This window comes from Streptomyces sp. NPDC041968 (genome assembly GCF_055589025.1).
In genome coordinates, this window is record NZ_JBVJCB010000008.1 from 333,501 (window position 1) to 348,088 (window position 14,588).

The 14,588-nt window shown below is 74.5% G+C and carries 12 protein-coding genes; 11 read left to right on the forward strand and 1 reads right to left on the reverse strand.

Annotated features, from left to right (window positions below; translation table 11 throughout):
- Positions 1-86 precede the first annotated feature (86 nt).
- Entirely contained in the window at positions 87-2,237 is a 2,151-nt protein-coding gene (locus tag ACZ6EG_RS21625) for a primosomal protein N' (protein WP_469606648.1), read from the forward strand.
- Positions 2,238-2,494: 257 nt separating this feature from the next.
- On the opposite strand, the gene ACZ6EG_RS21630 is transcribed toward ACZ6EG_RS21625, so the two are convergent.
- Complete coding sequence (locus ACZ6EG_RS21630; protein ID WP_391970346.1) at positions 2,495-3,046, reverse strand: hypothetical protein; 552 nt, start codon at positions 3,044-3,046, stop codon at positions 2,495-2,497.
- A gap of 332 nt (positions 3,047-3,378) precedes the next feature.
- On the opposite strand from ACZ6EG_RS21630, the gene fmt reads away from it, so the two are divergent.
- The 10 genes from fmt (at position 3,379) to ACZ6EG_RS21680 (ending at position 14,557) form a co-directional block, all read left to right on the forward strand.
- Positions 3,379-4,311 (forward strand): methionyl-tRNA formyltransferase, encoded by a 933-nt coding sequence (fmt, locus tag ACZ6EG_RS21635; protein WP_391970347.1) that lies wholly within the window; start codon positions 3,379-3,381, stop codon positions 4,309-4,311.
- 79 nt (positions 4,312-4,390) lie between these two features.
- On the forward strand, positions 4,391-5,812 hold the full coding sequence (locus ACZ6EG_RS21640) for an RsmB/NOP family class I SAM-dependent RNA methyltransferase (protein ID WP_391970348.1): 1,422 nt from the start codon (positions 4,391-4,393) through the stop codon (positions 5,810-5,812).
- A gap of 91 nt (positions 5,813-5,903) precedes the next feature.
- Positions 5,904-6,590 carry a ribulose-phosphate 3-epimerase gene (gene rpe / locus ACZ6EG_RS21645; protein WP_356605642.1) on the forward strand — a complete coding sequence of 229 codons (687 nt, stop codon included), beginning with the start codon at positions 5,904-5,906 and terminating at the stop codon, positions 6,588-6,590.
- Positions 6,591-6,667: 77 nt separating this feature from the next.
- On the forward strand, positions 6,668-7,711 hold the full coding sequence (locus ACZ6EG_RS21650; RefSeq protein WP_391970349.1) for a sugar-binding transcriptional regulator: 1,044 nt from the start codon (positions 6,668-6,670) through the stop codon (positions 7,709-7,711).
- A gap of 31 nt (positions 7,712-7,742) precedes the next feature.
- Complete coding sequence (locus ACZ6EG_RS21655) at positions 7,743-8,096, forward strand: barstar family protein (RefSeq protein WP_391970350.1); 354 nt, start codon at positions 7,743-7,745, stop codon at positions 8,094-8,096.
- A 108-nt stretch (positions 8,097-8,204) separates the two neighbouring features.
- The gene (locus ACZ6EG_RS21660) at positions 8,205-9,647 is read left to right on the forward strand and encodes a GuaB1 family IMP dehydrogenase-related protein (protein WP_391970351.1); all 1,443 of its coding nucleotides are present in this window, start codon (positions 8,205-8,207) and stop codon (positions 9,645-9,647) included.
- 429 nt (positions 9,648-10,076) lie between these two features.
- Complete coding sequence (locus ACZ6EG_RS21665) at positions 10,077-11,561, forward strand: amino acid permease (protein WP_469606656.1); 1,485 nt, start codon at positions 10,077-10,079, stop codon at positions 11,559-11,561.
- Positions 11,562-11,571: 10 nt separating this feature from the next.
- Complete coding sequence (locus ACZ6EG_RS21670) at positions 11,572-12,024, forward strand: Lrp/AsnC family transcriptional regulator (protein ID WP_133888152.1); 453 nt, start codon at positions 11,572-11,574, stop codon at positions 12,022-12,024.
- Positions 12,025-12,206: 182 nt separating this feature from the next.
- Positions 12,207-13,433: an MFS transporter gene (locus tag ACZ6EG_RS21675; RefSeq protein WP_391970352.1), complete on the forward strand. Its 1,227-nt coding sequence runs from the start codon at positions 12,207-12,209 to the stop codon at positions 13,431-13,433.
- Between the two features lie 335 nt (positions 13,434-13,768).
- The gene (locus ACZ6EG_RS21680; RefSeq protein ID WP_469606660.1) at positions 13,769-14,557 is read left to right on the forward strand and encodes a carbon-nitrogen hydrolase family protein; all 789 of its coding nucleotides are present in this window, start codon (positions 13,769-13,771) and stop codon (positions 14,555-14,557) included.
- Positions 14,558-14,588: the final 31 nt, after the last annotated feature.

Here is a 14,588-nt window from a genome sequence, read left to right on the forward strand (position 1 = left end):
CCATGGTGGGGGCGGGCCGCGGTCGGCGAACGGGCGGGAACCCGGGCCCGGCCTCGTTGTCAGTGGACTTTGGTAAGAATGCAGGCGTGAGCAGCGAGAACGAACCGGGGGGCGGTGGCGCGGAGGACGCGCCGCCCGAGCAGCTCGCGCTCATCCGGGAGAGCGTGCGCCAGGCGAAGGCGCCCCGCGCCAAACCGCGGACCTGGCGCGGAGCGGCGCTCGCCAAGGAGCTGCCCGTGGCCAGGGTCCTCGTCGACAAGGGCGTACTCCACCTCGACCGGTACTTCGACTACGCCGTCCCCGAGGAGCTGGACGCCGACGCCCAGCCCGGTGTGCGGGTGCGGGTGCGCTTCGGCGCCGGACGCCACCGGGTGCGGGACGGCCGGCGCGAGGGCGGCGGGCTCATCGACGGCTTCCTGGTCGAGCGGCTCGCCGAGTCCGACTACGCGGGGCCCCTCGCCGCCCTGGCCCAGGTCGTGTCGCCCGAGCGGGTGCTCGACGAGGAGCTGCTGGGACTCGCGCGGGCGGTCGCCGACCGGTACGCGGGCAGCCTCGCCGACGTGCTGCAACTCGCCGTGCCCCCGCGCAACGCGCGTGCCGAGAAGCGGACCTCACCGGACCCGCTGCCCCCGCCGCCGGTGCCCGCCCCGGGCCCCTGGGCGCGCTACGAGCAGGGAGCGGCCTTCGTCGCGGCCCTCGCCTCCGGCGGCGCGCCGCGCGCGGTGTGGAACGCCTTGCCCGGCCCGCAGTGGAGCGAGGAGCTGGCCCGGGCCGTCGCGGCGACGCTGGCCTCCGGGCGCGGCGCGCTCGTCGTCCTGCCGGACGGACGGGCCGTGGCCCGCGCCGACGCGGCACTGACCGCCCTGCTCGGCGAGGGACGGCACGCGGTGCTCACCGCCGACGCCGGGCCCGAGAAGCGGTACGCGCAGTGGCTGGCGGTGCGCCGGGGCTCGGTCCGGGCCGTCATCGGGACGCGCGCGGCCATGTTCGCGCCGGTGCGGGACCTGGGTCTTGTCGCCCTGTGGGACGACGGCGACGACAGCCACGGCGAGCCCCACGCCCCGCAGCCGCACGCGCGTGACGTACTGCTGCTGCGTGCCGCCCAGGACCGGTGCGCCTTCCTGCTGGGGGCCTGGAGCTGCACCGTGGAGGCAGCCCAGCTCGTGGAGACCGGCTGGGCCCGGCCGCTGGTCGCCGCGCGGGAGCAGGTGCGGTCCGTCGCCCCGCTGGTGCGGACCGTGGGCGACGGGGACCTGGCGCGCGACGAGGCGGCCCGGGCCGCGCGGCTGCCGACCCTCGCCTGGCAGGTCGTCCGGGACGGACTGCGGCAGGGACCGGTGCTCGTGCAGGTGCCCCGGCGGGGCTACGTGCCGAGGATGGCGTGCGCCGCCTGCCGTACGCCCGCGCGGTGCCGGCACTGCTCCGGGCCGCTGGAGGGCCAGGAGTCCGGCGCCGCGCTGCGCTGCGGGTGGTGCGGGCGCGAGGAGGGCGGCTGGCACTGTCCGGAGTGCGGGGCGTTCCGGCTGCGCGCACAGGTCGTGGGGGCGCGGCGCACGGCCGAGGAGCTGGGACGGGCGTTCCCGGCGGTCCCCGTGCGCACCTCCGGGCGCGAGCACGTGCTGGACACCGTGTCCGACGCTCCCGCCCTGGTCGTGAGTACACCGGGTGCCGAGCCCGTCGCGGAGGGCGGTTACGCGGCGGCCCTGCTGCTCGACGGCTGGGCGATGCTCGGACGGGCCGATCTGCGTGCCGGCGAGGACGCGCTGCGGCGCTGGCTGGCCGCCGCCGCGCTGGTGCGGTCGCAGGGCGCCGGGGGCACCGTCGTCGCGGTCGCCGAGCCGACCCTGCGGCCGGTGCAGGCCCTGGTGCGCTGGGACCCCGTCGGCCATGCGGTGCGGGAGCTGGCCGAGCGGGCCGAGCTGGGCTTCCCGCCGGTGTCCCGGATGGCGTCGGTGGCGGGCCCGCCGGACGCGGTGGCCGGTTTTCTGCGTGCCGTGGAGCTGCCGGCCGAGGCCGAGGTGCTGGGCCCGGTGCCGCTGCCGGTCACGTCCGCGGGGCGCCCCCGACGGGTGGGCGACCCGCCGCCGGGGGAGCACTGGGAGCGGGCGCTGGTCCGGGTGCCACCGGGACGCGGCGCGGTGCTGGCGGGTGCGCTGAAGACCGCTCAGGCGGCCCGGATGGCGCGGGGGAGCGAGACGGCGGTGTGGGTGCGGATCGATCCGCCCGACATCGGGTGAGACGCGCCCGGGTGGACGAGGGCCCGCCGTCGCGCGCGGCGGGCGGGCGGCGGAGTGCAGATGGCGGCTTACCGCCTGGGGGTGCGGGCGGAGGCTTACCGCCCGGGGAGTGGGGGTGGAGGCCTGCTGCCCGGGGAGTGCGGCAAAGGCCTGTCGTCCGGGGAGTGCGGACGAAGGTCCGCCGTCCGTGGAGGGCGGAAAGAGGCCCACCGCCCCCGGAGTGCGACGCAGGGCGGTGGGTCGGCGGGTGTTCGTGGTCAGCCGTTGCGCGGGCCGGGGAAGGTGGTCGGCCGGACGTCGTCGCGCAGGGCCGGACTGCCCGCGGTCGGCTGGGTCGGCATGGACCGGGCGGCCGGGACCGTGGGCACGGAGGGCAGGGCGGAGCCCACGTTGACCGTGCGGGCGCCCGCCGACTCCGGCGCGTGCTCGGGGGTCTCGGCGGCGGGCGCGGTCTGGGCCGCGGCGCGGCGGGAACCGTAGCGGCGGTGCACCGCCTGCTTGGTGACGCCGAGCGCGGAGCCCACCGCGTCCCACGAGAAGCCGAGCGAGCGGTCGAAGTCCACGGCGGCCGTGACCAGCGTCTCGACACTGTCCCGCAGCTCCTGGGCGAGACGGACGGTCGGCGCGGGGGCGCGTCCGTACACGACGAAGCCCGTGGAGGGGCCGGAGCGGCGCGGACGGTAGACGTTGCCCAGCTGGGCGGTGAGGGTGCGCAGTGCGTCCACCTGCCGGCGGACCCGCTCGATGTCCCGCACCAGCAAGTGCAGGCTGGCCCGAGCCTGGGCGTCGTGGGTTGCGTGGTCGGCCATGAACAAGCCTCTCGAACCGGCGTTGAAAGGGATCGGGCCGCGCGGGCGGTCCGGTGTGGTCAACTCTTCCTTGACCAACGCGTGGGCGCTCCGCTGGTCACGGGGTGGGGGCGTGGCGGCATATGCGTGCGCCTGGTCGGACGGGTCGTGCGCCTCGGCCTCCGGCTCGCCGCCGGTGTCCTCCTCGCCCGCCCGCCCCGCCGCTCCCCGGTCGGCCGGGAGGCCGGGCCCTGCCGCGGGGGTGCGCCGCCGTCGGCGGTGCCGGTCGTCCCCGGCCTCGTAGACTGGTGCGTCGCCCGCATCCGCCCCCGCCCGAGAGGCCCGTCCCACCCATGAAGCTCGTCTTCGCCGGTACCCCCGAGGTCGCCGTTCCCGCCCTGGACGCCCTGATCGCCTCAGGGCGCCACGAGGTGGCCGCCGTCGTCACGCGGCCCGACGCTCCGGCCGGACGCGGGCGCCGGCTGGTCGCCTCTCCCGTGGCCGAGCGGGCACAGGAGGCCGGGATCGAGGTGCTCAAGCCCGCGAAGCCGCGCGACCCCGACTTCCTGGAGCGGCTGCGCGAGATCGCGCCCGACTGCTGCCCGGTCGTCGCCTACGGAGCCCTGCTGCCCCGCGTCGCCCTCGACGTGCCCACCCGCGGCTGGGTCAACCTGCACTTCTCACTGCTGCCCGCCTGGCGCGGCGCCGCCCCCGTGCAGCACTCCCTGATGGCGGGCGACGAGATCACCGGCGCGTCGACCTTCCTGATCGAGGAGGGGCTCGACTCCGGCCCCGTCTACGGCACGGTCACCGAGACCGTCCGCCCCACCGACACCAGCGGCGACCTGCTGACCCGGCTCGCCTTCGCCGGCGCCGGGCTGCTCGCGGCCACCATGGACGGCATCGCGGACGGCACCCTGGAGGCGGTGCCGCAGCCGGCCGACGGCGTCACCCTGGCCCCGAAGATCACCGTCGAGGACGCCCGGATCGACTGGGCGGCCCCGGCGCTGCGCGTGGACCGGGTGGTGCGCGGCTGCACCCCGGCCCCCGGCGCCTGGACCACCTTCCGGGGCGAGCGTCTCAAGCTCGTGCAGGCCGTGCCCGTGGCCGACCGGACCGACCTGGCCCCCGGGCAGCTGGCCGCCGGCAAGAACAACGTGTACGTCGGCACCGGCTCGTACGCCGTCGAGCTGCTGTGGGTGCAGCCCCAGGGCAAGAAGCCGATGCGGGCCGCCGACTGGGCGCGCGGGGTGCGCATCGCCGAGGGCGAGTCGCTCGGCGGCTGACCTCGGCCTCCGCGCCACCGTCCACCGGCCCGACGTACGCTGGTGGACGCTATTCATCCCACACCCGGAGCACCTTTTCGTGAGCGAGCAGCCCCGCCGTCCCCGCAAGTCCGGCAAGCCCTACCGCAGGCCCCAGAAGGACCCCGTCCGCCTCCTCGCCTTCGAGGCGCTCAGGGCCGTGGACGAGCGGGACGCGTACGCCAACCTCGTCCTGCCGCCGCTGCTGCGCAAGGCGCGGGAGAAGGACGACGGGTTCGACGCCCGGGACGCGGCGCTCGCCACCGAGCTGGTCTACGGGACGCTGCGCCGCCAGGGGACCTACGACGCGATCATCGCCGCCTGCGTCGACCGGCCGCTGCGGGAGGTCGACCCGCCCGTGCTGGACGTGCTCAGCCTCGGCGCCCACCAGCTGCTCGGCACCCGCATCCCCAGCCACGCCGCCGTGTCGGCCTCCGTGGAGCTGGCGCGGGTCGTGCTCGGTGACGGGCGGGCCAAGTTCGTCAACGCCGTGCTGCGCAAGGTCGCGCGGGACGACCTCGACGGCTGGCTGGAGCGGGTCGCCCCGCCCTACGAGGAGGACCCCGAGGACCACCTCGCCGTCGTGCACGCGCATCCGCGCTGGGTCGTCTCCGCGCTGTGGGACTCGCTCGGCGGCGGCCGGGCGGGCATCGAGCAGCTGCTGGCCGCGGACAACGAGCGGCCCGAGGTGACGCTGGTCGCCCGGCCGGGACGCGCCACGACCGACGAACTGCTCGGCGAGGAGGCAGCGGTGCCCGGCCGCTGGTCGCCGTACGCCGTGCGACTGAGCGAGGGCGGCGAGCCCGGGGCCGTCGAGGCCGTGCGGGAGAACCGGGCCGGCGTCCAGGACGAGGGCAGCCAGCTCGTCGCGCTCGCCCTGGCGAACGCACCCTTGGACGGACCGGACCGCCGCTGGCTGGACGGGTGCGCCGGACCGGGCGGCAAGGCGGCGCTCCTCGGGGCGCTGGCCGCCCAGCGGGGCGCCTTCCTGCTCGCCTCGGAGAAGCAGCCGCACCGGGCCGGACTCGTGGCCAAGGCACTGGACGGCAACCCGGGTCCGTACCAGGTGATCACCGCGGACGGCACCCGTCCGGCGTGGCGGCCCGGCAGCTTCGACCGCGTCCTGGTCGACGTGCCGTGCACCGGGCTCGGCGCCCTGCGCCGCCGCCCCGAAGCGCGCTGGCGGCGCCGCCCCGAGGACCTGGACGGCTTCGCCCCGCTCCAGCGCGGGCTGCTGAGCAGCGCCCTGGAGGCGGTACGGGTGGGCGGCGTCGTCGGGTACGCGACCTGTTCACCCCACCTCGCCGAGACCCGGGCCGTGGTCGCCGACGCACTCAAGCGGCACCCGGACACCGAGCTGCTCGACGCCCGCCCGCTGCTCCCCGGCGTGCCGGACCTGGGCGACGGCCCCGACATCCAGCTCTGGCCGCACCTGCACGGCACCGACGCGATGTACCTGGCCCTGATCCGCCGGACCGCCTGAACGGTCCGGACGGGAGGCGGGACCCGCGCGGGTGGCCGCCTCGTCCGGGACCGATGCCCCCCACCCCCACGGGGCATGGCAGTCTTGGGGCATGGCCGCGCAGATCAACCCCAGCATCCTGTCCGCCGACTTCGCCCGCCTCGCGGACGAGGCCAAGGCGGTGGAGGGAGCCGACTGGCTCCACGTCGACGTCATGGACAACCATTTCGTCCCCAACCTCACGCTCGGCGTGCCGGTCGTGGAGTCGCTGGCCCGGGCGACGGACACCCCGCTGGACTGCCACCTGATGATCGAGGCCCCGGACCGGTGGGCGCCGCAGTACGTGGAGGCGGGCGCGGGGTCGGTCACCTTCCACGTCGAGGCGGCCGCCGCGCCGGTGCGGCTCGCCCGGGAGATCCGGGCCAAGGGCGCCCGCGCGTCCATGGCGCTGAAGCCCGCGACGCCGATCGAGCCGTACGAGGATCTGCTGCCCGAGCTGGACATGCTGCTGGTCATGACGGTTGAGCCGGGCTTCGGGGGGCAGGCGTTCCTCGACATCATGCTCCCGAAGATCCGGCGCACGCGTGAGCTGATCAAGAAGCATGGACTGGAGCTGTGGCTCCAGGTCGACGGCGGGGTGTCGGCGTCGACGATCGAGCGGTGCGCCGAAGCCGGCGCGGACGTCTTCGTCGCGGGTTCCGCCGTGTACGGGGCATCCGACCCGGCCGAGGCGGTACGTGCACTGCGCACGCAGGCCGAGGCGGCGACCGCCAAGGCGTCCTGGGCGTGCGACCACTGAGGAACAGAACGTGAACGGCTCCCATCAGGGCTGATCAAGTGCGCCGAATCTGCAAGGATGAACGGCGTATCCAGAGTGTGAACAGCAGTGAGGAGATCGCCGTGTCGGGTATGTCGGCGGGCCGTTCAGCCATGCGGATGGGACCCGCTGAGCTGGTCCAGGCGGCGGCCATGGCCCGCCGCTTCTACCTCGAGGGCAAATCCAAGATCCAGATCGCCGAGGAGTTCGGCGTCAGCCGCTTCAAGGTGGCCCGGGTCCTGGAGACCGCCCTCGAGCGGGACCTTGTACGAATCGAGATCCGGGTGCCGGCCGAGCTGGACGCGGAGCGCTCCGACGCCCTGCGGGCCCGCTACGGCCTCAGGCACGCCGTCGTCGTGGAGTCCCCGGCCGACGCCGAGGAGACCCCCGACCCGGAGAACCTGGGCGAGGTGGCCGCCGACCTGCTGGGCGAGCTGGTCAACGAGGGCGATGTGCTGGGCCTGGCCTGGGGCCGTTCCACCATCCACATGGCGGCGGCCCTGGACCGGCTGCCGCCGTGCACGGTGGTGCAGCTGACGGGCGTGTACGACGCCGGGACCGCCGAGCGCGGTTCCGTCGAGGCGGTGCGCCGCGCGGCCCAGGTGTCGGGCGGCGACGCCCACCCCATCTACGCGCCGATGCTGCTGCCGGACGCGGCCACCGCCGAGGCGCTGCGCCACCAGACCGGGATCGCCCGGGCCTTCGAGTACTTCGACAAGGTCACGGTCGCCTGCGTCTCCATCGGCTCCTGGGAGCCGGGCATCTCGACGGTGCACGACATGCTCAGCGACGAGGAGCGCGCGCACTACGCCTCGCTCGGCGTCGCCGCCGAGATGTCCGCGCACCTCTTCGACGCCGAGGGGCGCCGGGTCGGGCGGGACCTGGGGGAGCGGTGCATCACGGTCAAGGCCGACCAGCTCCGCCGCATCCCCGAGGTCGTGGCGATCGCGGGCGGTCAGCGCAAGGCGGCGGCGATCGACGCGGTGCTGCGCTCCGGGCTGGTCACCAGCCTGGTGACGGACACGTCGGCCGCGGACTATCTGATGACGACGGGCTCCGCGCCGAAGTCGACGCTCAACCGGACGGACCCGGACGGCGTCTGACAGCCGGTCAGGGCGGAAGGAAGGGTGCGAGATGACCGAGGACCCCGCGGGGCGGCTCGTGGTCACGCTGGACCTCGACGGGGTCACGGACAAGGCGGGCCTGATGGACCGCTGCGCCCGTGACCTGGCCCTGCCCGAATGGTTCGGCCGGAACTGGGACGCGCTCGCCGACTCCCTGGCCGACCCCTCGGTCTGGCCCGGGGAGGCGGCGGAGCGGGGGCTGGTCCTCGTCGTACGGGGCTGGCGGGCGTACGCCGAGGCGCGGCCGGACGAGTGGGCCGTCGCCGAGGAGGTCTTCGCGGAGGCGACCGACCGTGGTCCGGGGCTCTTCGTGACCCTCGGCCCTGGAGGATCCTCCAAGGAGGTCGCCGAGCAGCCTGGATGATCCGACCGGGGGTTATCGGCCACCGGCCATGGGAGAATGAAGTACGTGCTCTTTCCCCCTGGCTGACCTGTCCGGGGGCCACCTCTGATCGACTGGGATGTGCAGCACGTGCGTTTCCTGAATGACATCCAGCCCTCGTACGACCTGACGTACGACGACGTGTTCATGGTGCCGAGCCGCTCCGCCGTCGGCTCCCGGCAGGGCGTGGACCTCGGCTCCCCGGACGGCACGGGCACCACCATCCCGCTGGTCGTCGCCAACATGACCGCCATCGCCGGCCGCCGGATGGCCGAGACGGTGGCCCGGCGCGGTGGCCTCGTGGTCATCCCGCAGGACATCCCGATCGAGGTCGTCACCGACGTCGTCACCTGGGTGAAGAGCCGCCACCACGTCCTGGACACCCCGATCGTGCTGGCCCCGCACCAGACCGTCGCCGACGCGCTGTCCCTGCTGCCCAAGCGGGCGCACAACGCCGGTGTCGTCGTCGACGAGGACAACAGGCCGGTGGGTGTGGTCACCGACGCCGACCTGACCGGCGTGGACCGCTTCACTCAGCTCGAGGAGGTCATGTCCAAGGACCTGATCCTCATCGACGCCGACGTGGACCCGCGCGAGGCCTTCAACACCCTCGACGCCGCCAACCGCCGCTACGCGCCCGCCGTGGACCAGGACGGCCGCCTGGCCGGCATCCTCACCCGCAAGGGCGCCCTGCGCGCCACCCTGTACACCCCGGCCGTGGACGCGAACGGCAGGCTGCGCATCGCCGCCGCCGTCGGCATCAACGGCGACGTGGCCGGCAAGGCGAAGCAGCTGCTGGACGCGGGCGTGGACACCCTCGTCATCGACACCGCGCACGGCCACCAGGAGTCGATGATCAGCGCGGTCAAGCTGGTGCGCGACCTCGACCCGCGGGTCCCGATCGTCGCGGGCAACATCGTCTCCGCCGAGGGCGTGCGCGACCTGATCGAGGCGGGCGCCGACATCGTCAAGGTCGGCGTGGGCCCCGGCGCCATGTGCACCACCCGCATGATGACCGGCGTCGGCCGGCCGCAGTTCTCCGCCGTCCTGGAGTGCGCCGCCGAGGCGAAGAAGTACGGCAAGCACGTGTGGGCCGACGGCGGCATCCGCCACCCGCGTGACGTGGCGATGGCCCTCGCGGCCGGCGCGTCCAACGTGATGGTCGGCTCCTGGTTCGCGGGCACCTACGAGTCCCCGGGCGACCTCCAGCACGACGCCAACGGCCGCCCCTACAAGGAGTCGTTCGGCATGGCCTCCGCCCGCGCGGTGCGCAACCGCACCTCGGAGGAGTCGGCCTACGACCGGGCCCGCAAGGCACTGTTCGAGGAGGGCATCTCCACCTCCCGGATGTTCCTCGACCCGACCCGCCCGGGCGTCGAGGACCTGATCGACTCGATCATCGCCGGTGTCCGCTCCTCGTGCACCTACGCCGGTGCCGGCTCCCTGGAGGAGTTCGCCGACAAGGCCATCGTCGGCGTCCAGAGCGCCGCCGGATACGCCGAGGGCAAGCCGCTGCACGCCAGCTGGAGCTGAGCGCCGAATCGTTCCCGCGGCCCCGGGCCCTCCCCTCGCCGGGACGGTCCGGGGCCGCACGGCGTTCCGGCGTCCGCGGTGGTGCGCCCGTCGCCCGGGCGCTGCGGAGCGCCCCCCGGGGACACCGCTGACCAGGGACGACGACCGGGTCGGCGCCGTTGTCGGAACGTTTCAACGACCCCCGCGCAACGAACACGCGCCGCGCCCCGGCGAACGCAACGATCGTGCGGGGACGCGCAAGGTTGCTGCATTACCCGGGCACCGCACCGCTCGTAGTGTTCTGCGCTGTACGTGGCGTGGCGGGAACCCCGCTCGGTGGGTTCCCGCTTTTTCACGGGGTGCCCGCCGTTCCCCGCCGCTCCAGAGACCCGCCGGGAGCCCGCCCGCTCGTCACCGGCGGGCGACCGGCAGCGACAAAGGAGTCAACGCGTGCTCGACCAAGGCGCACCCCCGCACCACGGCGCATCGGCCGGCCCCACGTCCCCGGGCCCGGTCGCGCGCCTCATGCGCCGCAAACCCGTGGAACGGCTGGTCGCCGAGGGCGGCCAGGGCGAGGGCGGAACACTCCGGCGCTCCCTCGGCCTGTGGCAGCTCACGATGATCAGCATCGGTGCCACCCTCGGCACCGGCATCTTCGTCGTCCTCGGCGAGGCCGTCCCCAAGGCCGGGCCCGCCGTCACGCTCTCCTTCGTCATCGCCGGCCTCACGGCGCTCTTCTCCGCCCTGTCCTACGCCGAACTGGCGGGCACCATCCCCGTGGCCGGGTCCTCGTACTCGTACGCCTACGCGACGATGGGCGAGCTGGTCGCCTGGGTCTGCGGCTGGTGCCTGGTCCTGGAGTACGGCGTGTCGGTCGCCGCCGTCGCCGTCGGCTGGGGCGAGTACCTCAACGAGCTCCTCGACGGCACCATCGGCGTCACCATCCCGGCCGCGCTGTCGGCCCCGCCGGGCGACGGCGGCGTCTTCAACCTGCCCGCGCTGATCGTGGTGCTCCTCGCCATGGCGTTCCTGCTGGGCGGTGCCCGCGAGTCCGCCCGCGCCAACACGATCATGGTGCTCGTCAAGATCGCGGCGCTCGTGCTGTTCTGCGCGATCGGCGTGCAGGGCTTCCGCTCCGGCAACTACGAGCACTTCATGCCGCTCGGCATGGCCGGCGTCAGCGCGGCCGGCGCCACGCTGTTCTTCTCGTACATCGGCTTCGACGCCGCCTCGACCGCCGGCGAGGAGGCGAAGAACGCCCAGCGCGACCTGCCCCGCGCGATCATGCTGTCCCTGGTCATCGTCACCGTGCTGTACGTCCTCGTCGCCGCCGTCGCCGTCGGCGCCAAGCCCTGGCGGGACTTCACCGACTCCGAGGCCTCCCTCGCCCAGATCATGACGGACGTCACCGGCCACGACTTCTGGGGCACCCTGCTGGCGTTCTGCGCGGTCGTCGCCATCGCCAGCGTCGTCCTGACCGTGCTCTACGGCCAGACCCGCGTCCTGTTCGCCATGTCCCGCGACGGACTGGTGCCGAAGGTGTTCTCCCGGGTCCACCCGAAGACCGGCGCGCCCCGCGCCAACACGCTCATCGTCTCCCTGTTCTGCGGCGTCCTGGCCGCCGCCATCCCGCTCGGGCAGCTCGCCGACGCCACCAGCATCGGCACCCTCTTCGCCTTCGCCCTGGTCAACGTGGCCGTCGTGGTGCTGCGCCGGACCCGCCCGGACATGCGCCGCACCTTCCGGGTGCCGCTGTCACCGGTCCTGCCGGCGCTGGGCTTCGCCCTCTGCGTCTGGATGATGGGCAGCCTGTCCACCGTCACCTGGGTGGTCTTCGGTGTCTGGATGGCCGTGGGGCTCGTGTTCTACTTCGTGTACGGCCGGCGCCGTTCCCGGCTGGCCGCACCGGACACCGTGACACCAGAAGTGAAGTGAACCACCCGCAGTGCTGAACGATCTCGACGAACGCATCGTGCACGCCCTCGCCGAGGACGCCCGCCGCTCCTACGCGGACATCGGGCAGTCGGTCGGCCTGTCCGCGCCCGCCGTCAAACGGCGCGTGGACCGGCTGCGCGCCACCGGAGCCATCACCGGATTCACCGTACGGGTGGACCCCGCCGCGCTCGGCTGGGAGACCGAGGGGTTCGTCGAGATCTTCTGCCGCCGCAACACCTCGCCGGAGACCATCCAGCGGGGTCTGGAGCGCTACCAGGAGGTCGTGGCCGCCTCCACCGTCACCGGGGACGCGGACGCGGTCGCCCAGGTCTTCGCCTCCGACATGCGGCACTTCGAACGGGTGCTGGAGCGGATCGCCGGGGAGCCGTTCGTGGAGCGGACCAAGTCCGTGCTGGTGCTCTCGCCGCTGCTCCGGCGCTTCTCGTCAGGGTCGCCGGCCTGATCGCCGATTTGATCGCGGTGCCGCTCGCCGTCCTGCTCGCCCGTCCGCCTGACCGGGGCGGGGAACCCGACTAGCATCGGTGCCATGACCTGGCGACATTGATCCACCAGCCGTGCCTGCCCCCGAGGGCCGCCTCGGACGCCGTACCTCCGGTGTCCGAACCGCCCTCTCGGGAAGGCCTCATGACTCTCTCACCCTCACCCGAGCGTGCCCCCGCCACCGCCGGTACCCGGCGGCTGTCGCGCACGCTGTACGCCTCCGCGTTCTGCGAAGACTTCGTCCTGCTCTACCCGGTGTACGCGCTGCTGTTCAGCGACACCGGTCTGTCCGTCTGGCAGATCTCCTCCCTGTTCGCCCTGTGGTCGCTCACCGGCGTCGTCCTGGAGGTGCCCTCCGGCGCCTGGGCCGACGCCACCTCGCGGCGGCGGCTGCTGGTCCTCGGCCCGCTGCTCACCGCGGCCGGCTTCGCCCTGTGGGTGCTCGCGCCCTCCTACGGCGCCTTCGCGCTCGGCTTCGTCCTGTGGGGCGCGGGCGGAGCACTCGGCTCCGGAGCGCTGGAGGCGCTGGTCTACGACGAACTGGACCGGGACGGCGCCGCCGACCGGTACGCGCGCGTGATGGGCCGGGCCCGCGCGGTCGGCATCGCGGCGACGATGGCGGCGATGGGCCTGGCCGGCCCGGTGTTCTCCTGGGGCGGTTACCAGGCGGTGGGTGCGGCGAGCGTCCTGGTCTGCCTGGCCGGAGCGGCGGTGGCGACCCGCTTCCCCGAGCGCCGCACCCCGCCCGCCGGCGGCGGTCACTGGACCGCCACCCTGCGCGCCGGCCTCGCCGAGGCCCGCACCGACCGCTCCGTGCGCGGCGCGCTGCTGCTCGTCCCGGCGGTGACCTCGGTGTGGGGCGCGCTCGACGAGTACACGCCGCTGCTGGTGCGCGACACCGGTGTGGCGCAGGAGGCCGTCCCGTGGCTGCTGCTGGTGATCTGGGCCGGCGCCACGGCCGGCAGCCTGCTGGCCGGGCCCGCCGAACGCCTGAGCCCGGCCGGGTTCGCCGCGCTGCTCACCGGCTCCGCGCTCGCCCTGGCGGTGGGCGCCGCCGCCGGCACCCCGGCAGCCCTGGTCCTGGTCGCGCTCGCGTTCGGCGGCTTCCAGCTGGCGACCGTGCTGGCCGACGCCCGCCTCCAGCGACGCATCGAGGACACCGGGCGAGCCACGCTGACGTCGGTCGCGGGTCTCGGCACGGAGCTGGGCACCCTCACCGCCTACGCCGCCTACGCGGCGACGGCCACGGCGGCCGGGCACGGGGCCGCCTTCGCCTGGTCCGCGCTGCCGTACCTGCTGACGGCGCTGGTGCTCGTGAGGGCCGCCCGCACCTCGGCCGCCCGCGCCGCGGCCGCCAGGGCACGTCCCTGAAGCCGCCGGTCCCCTTCCTGACCTTCCCGGAGGAAGCCGACCGGCGCGTCCCCGCAGCCGGAAGGTGCCCTCGAGGCACCGGAGTCTCCGACGGGCGCGTCCCGCGCTGCCGGGGGCTCACGTGCCGGGGGTGGGTGTCGGGGGCGTCGGTTTCCGGTGTGGCGTGGCGCGGTCGGGGGCCCGGCGGGCGAGGTGCGCAACGAATCGCCGTCGGGCGTCGAGTGGACGCAACGAACCGCTCACCAGCGCGCAACGGCTCCCGCTTGTCCGGTCGAGACCGCCGACCGTACCGTCTATCTGGCCCCCCGACCCCCTCCCACCGGTGAGGATCACGCATGCGCACCGCCCTGCTCCAGAGCTCCGGCCGGCCCGGCTCCACCGCCGAGAACCTCAAGGTCCTCGACGAGGCCGCGCGCCGCGCCGCCGCCGCGGGCTCCGGGCTGCTGGTCACCGCCGAGCTGTTCCTCACCGGGTACGCGATCGGCGACGCGATCGCCGCCCTCGCCGAGCCCGCAGACGGCGACGCGGCCGACGCCGTCGCCGAGATCGCCGGGCGCCACGGCCTCGCCGTCGCCTACGGCTACCCGGAGCGGGCCGGCGCGGACGTGTTCAACTCCGTCCAGCTGATCTCCGCCGACGGCACCCGCCTGGCCAACTACCGCAAGACCCACCTCTTCGGCTGCTTCGAGCGCGAGCACTTCACGCCCGGCGAGAAGTCCGTCGTCCAGGCCCAGCTCGACGGGGTCACCGTCGGCCTGATGATCTGCTACGACGTGGAGTTCCCGGAGAACGTCCGCGCCCACGCCCTGGCCGGCACCGACCTGCTGCTCGTGCCGACCGCGCAGATGCACCCGTTCCAGTTCGTCGCCGAGTCCGTCGTACCGGTGCGGGCCTTCGAGAACCAGATGTACGTGGCGTACGTCAACCGCGTCGGTCAGGAGGGCGAGTTCGAGTTCGTCGGCCTGTCCGCGCTCGCCGGACCCGACGGGACCGTCCGCGGCCGGGCCGGACGCGTCGACGAGCTGGTCCTCGCCGACGTCGACACGGTCCTCCTCGCCGCCTCCCGCGAGGCCAACCCCTACCTGAAGGACCGCCGCCCCGGTCTCTACGGCTCCCTCGTCTGAGTCCCGCGCCGAGCCCTCCCCCTGTTCCACC

What these genes read in the sequence shown, in the direction of transcription:
- ACZ6EG_RS21630 (WP_391970346.1), bottom strand. Translation starts at nt 3,046, where the DNA reads ATGGCCGACCACGCAACCCACGACGCCCAGGCTCGGGCCAGCCTGCAC.
- fmt (WP_391970347.1), top strand. Translation starts at nt 3,379, where the DNA reads ATGAAGCTCGTCTTCGCCGGTACCCCCGAGGTCGCCGTTCCCGCCCTG.
- rpe (WP_356605642.1), top strand. Translation starts at nt 5,904, where the DNA reads ATGGCCGCGCAGATCAACCCCAGCATCCTGTCCGCCGACTTCGCCCGC.
- ACZ6EG_RS21655 (WP_391970350.1), top strand. Translation starts at nt 7,743, where the DNA reads ATGACCGAGGACCCCGCGGGGCGGCTCGTGGTCACGCTGGACCTCGAC.
- ACZ6EG_RS21675 (WP_391970352.1), top strand. Translation starts at nt 12,207, where the DNA reads ATGACTCTCTCACCCTCACCCGAGCGTGCCCCCGCCACCGCCGGTACC.
- ACZ6EG_RS21680 (WP_469606660.1), top strand. Translation starts at nt 13,769, where the DNA reads ATGCGCACCGCCCTGCTCCAGAGCTCCGGCCGGCCCGGCTCCACCGCC.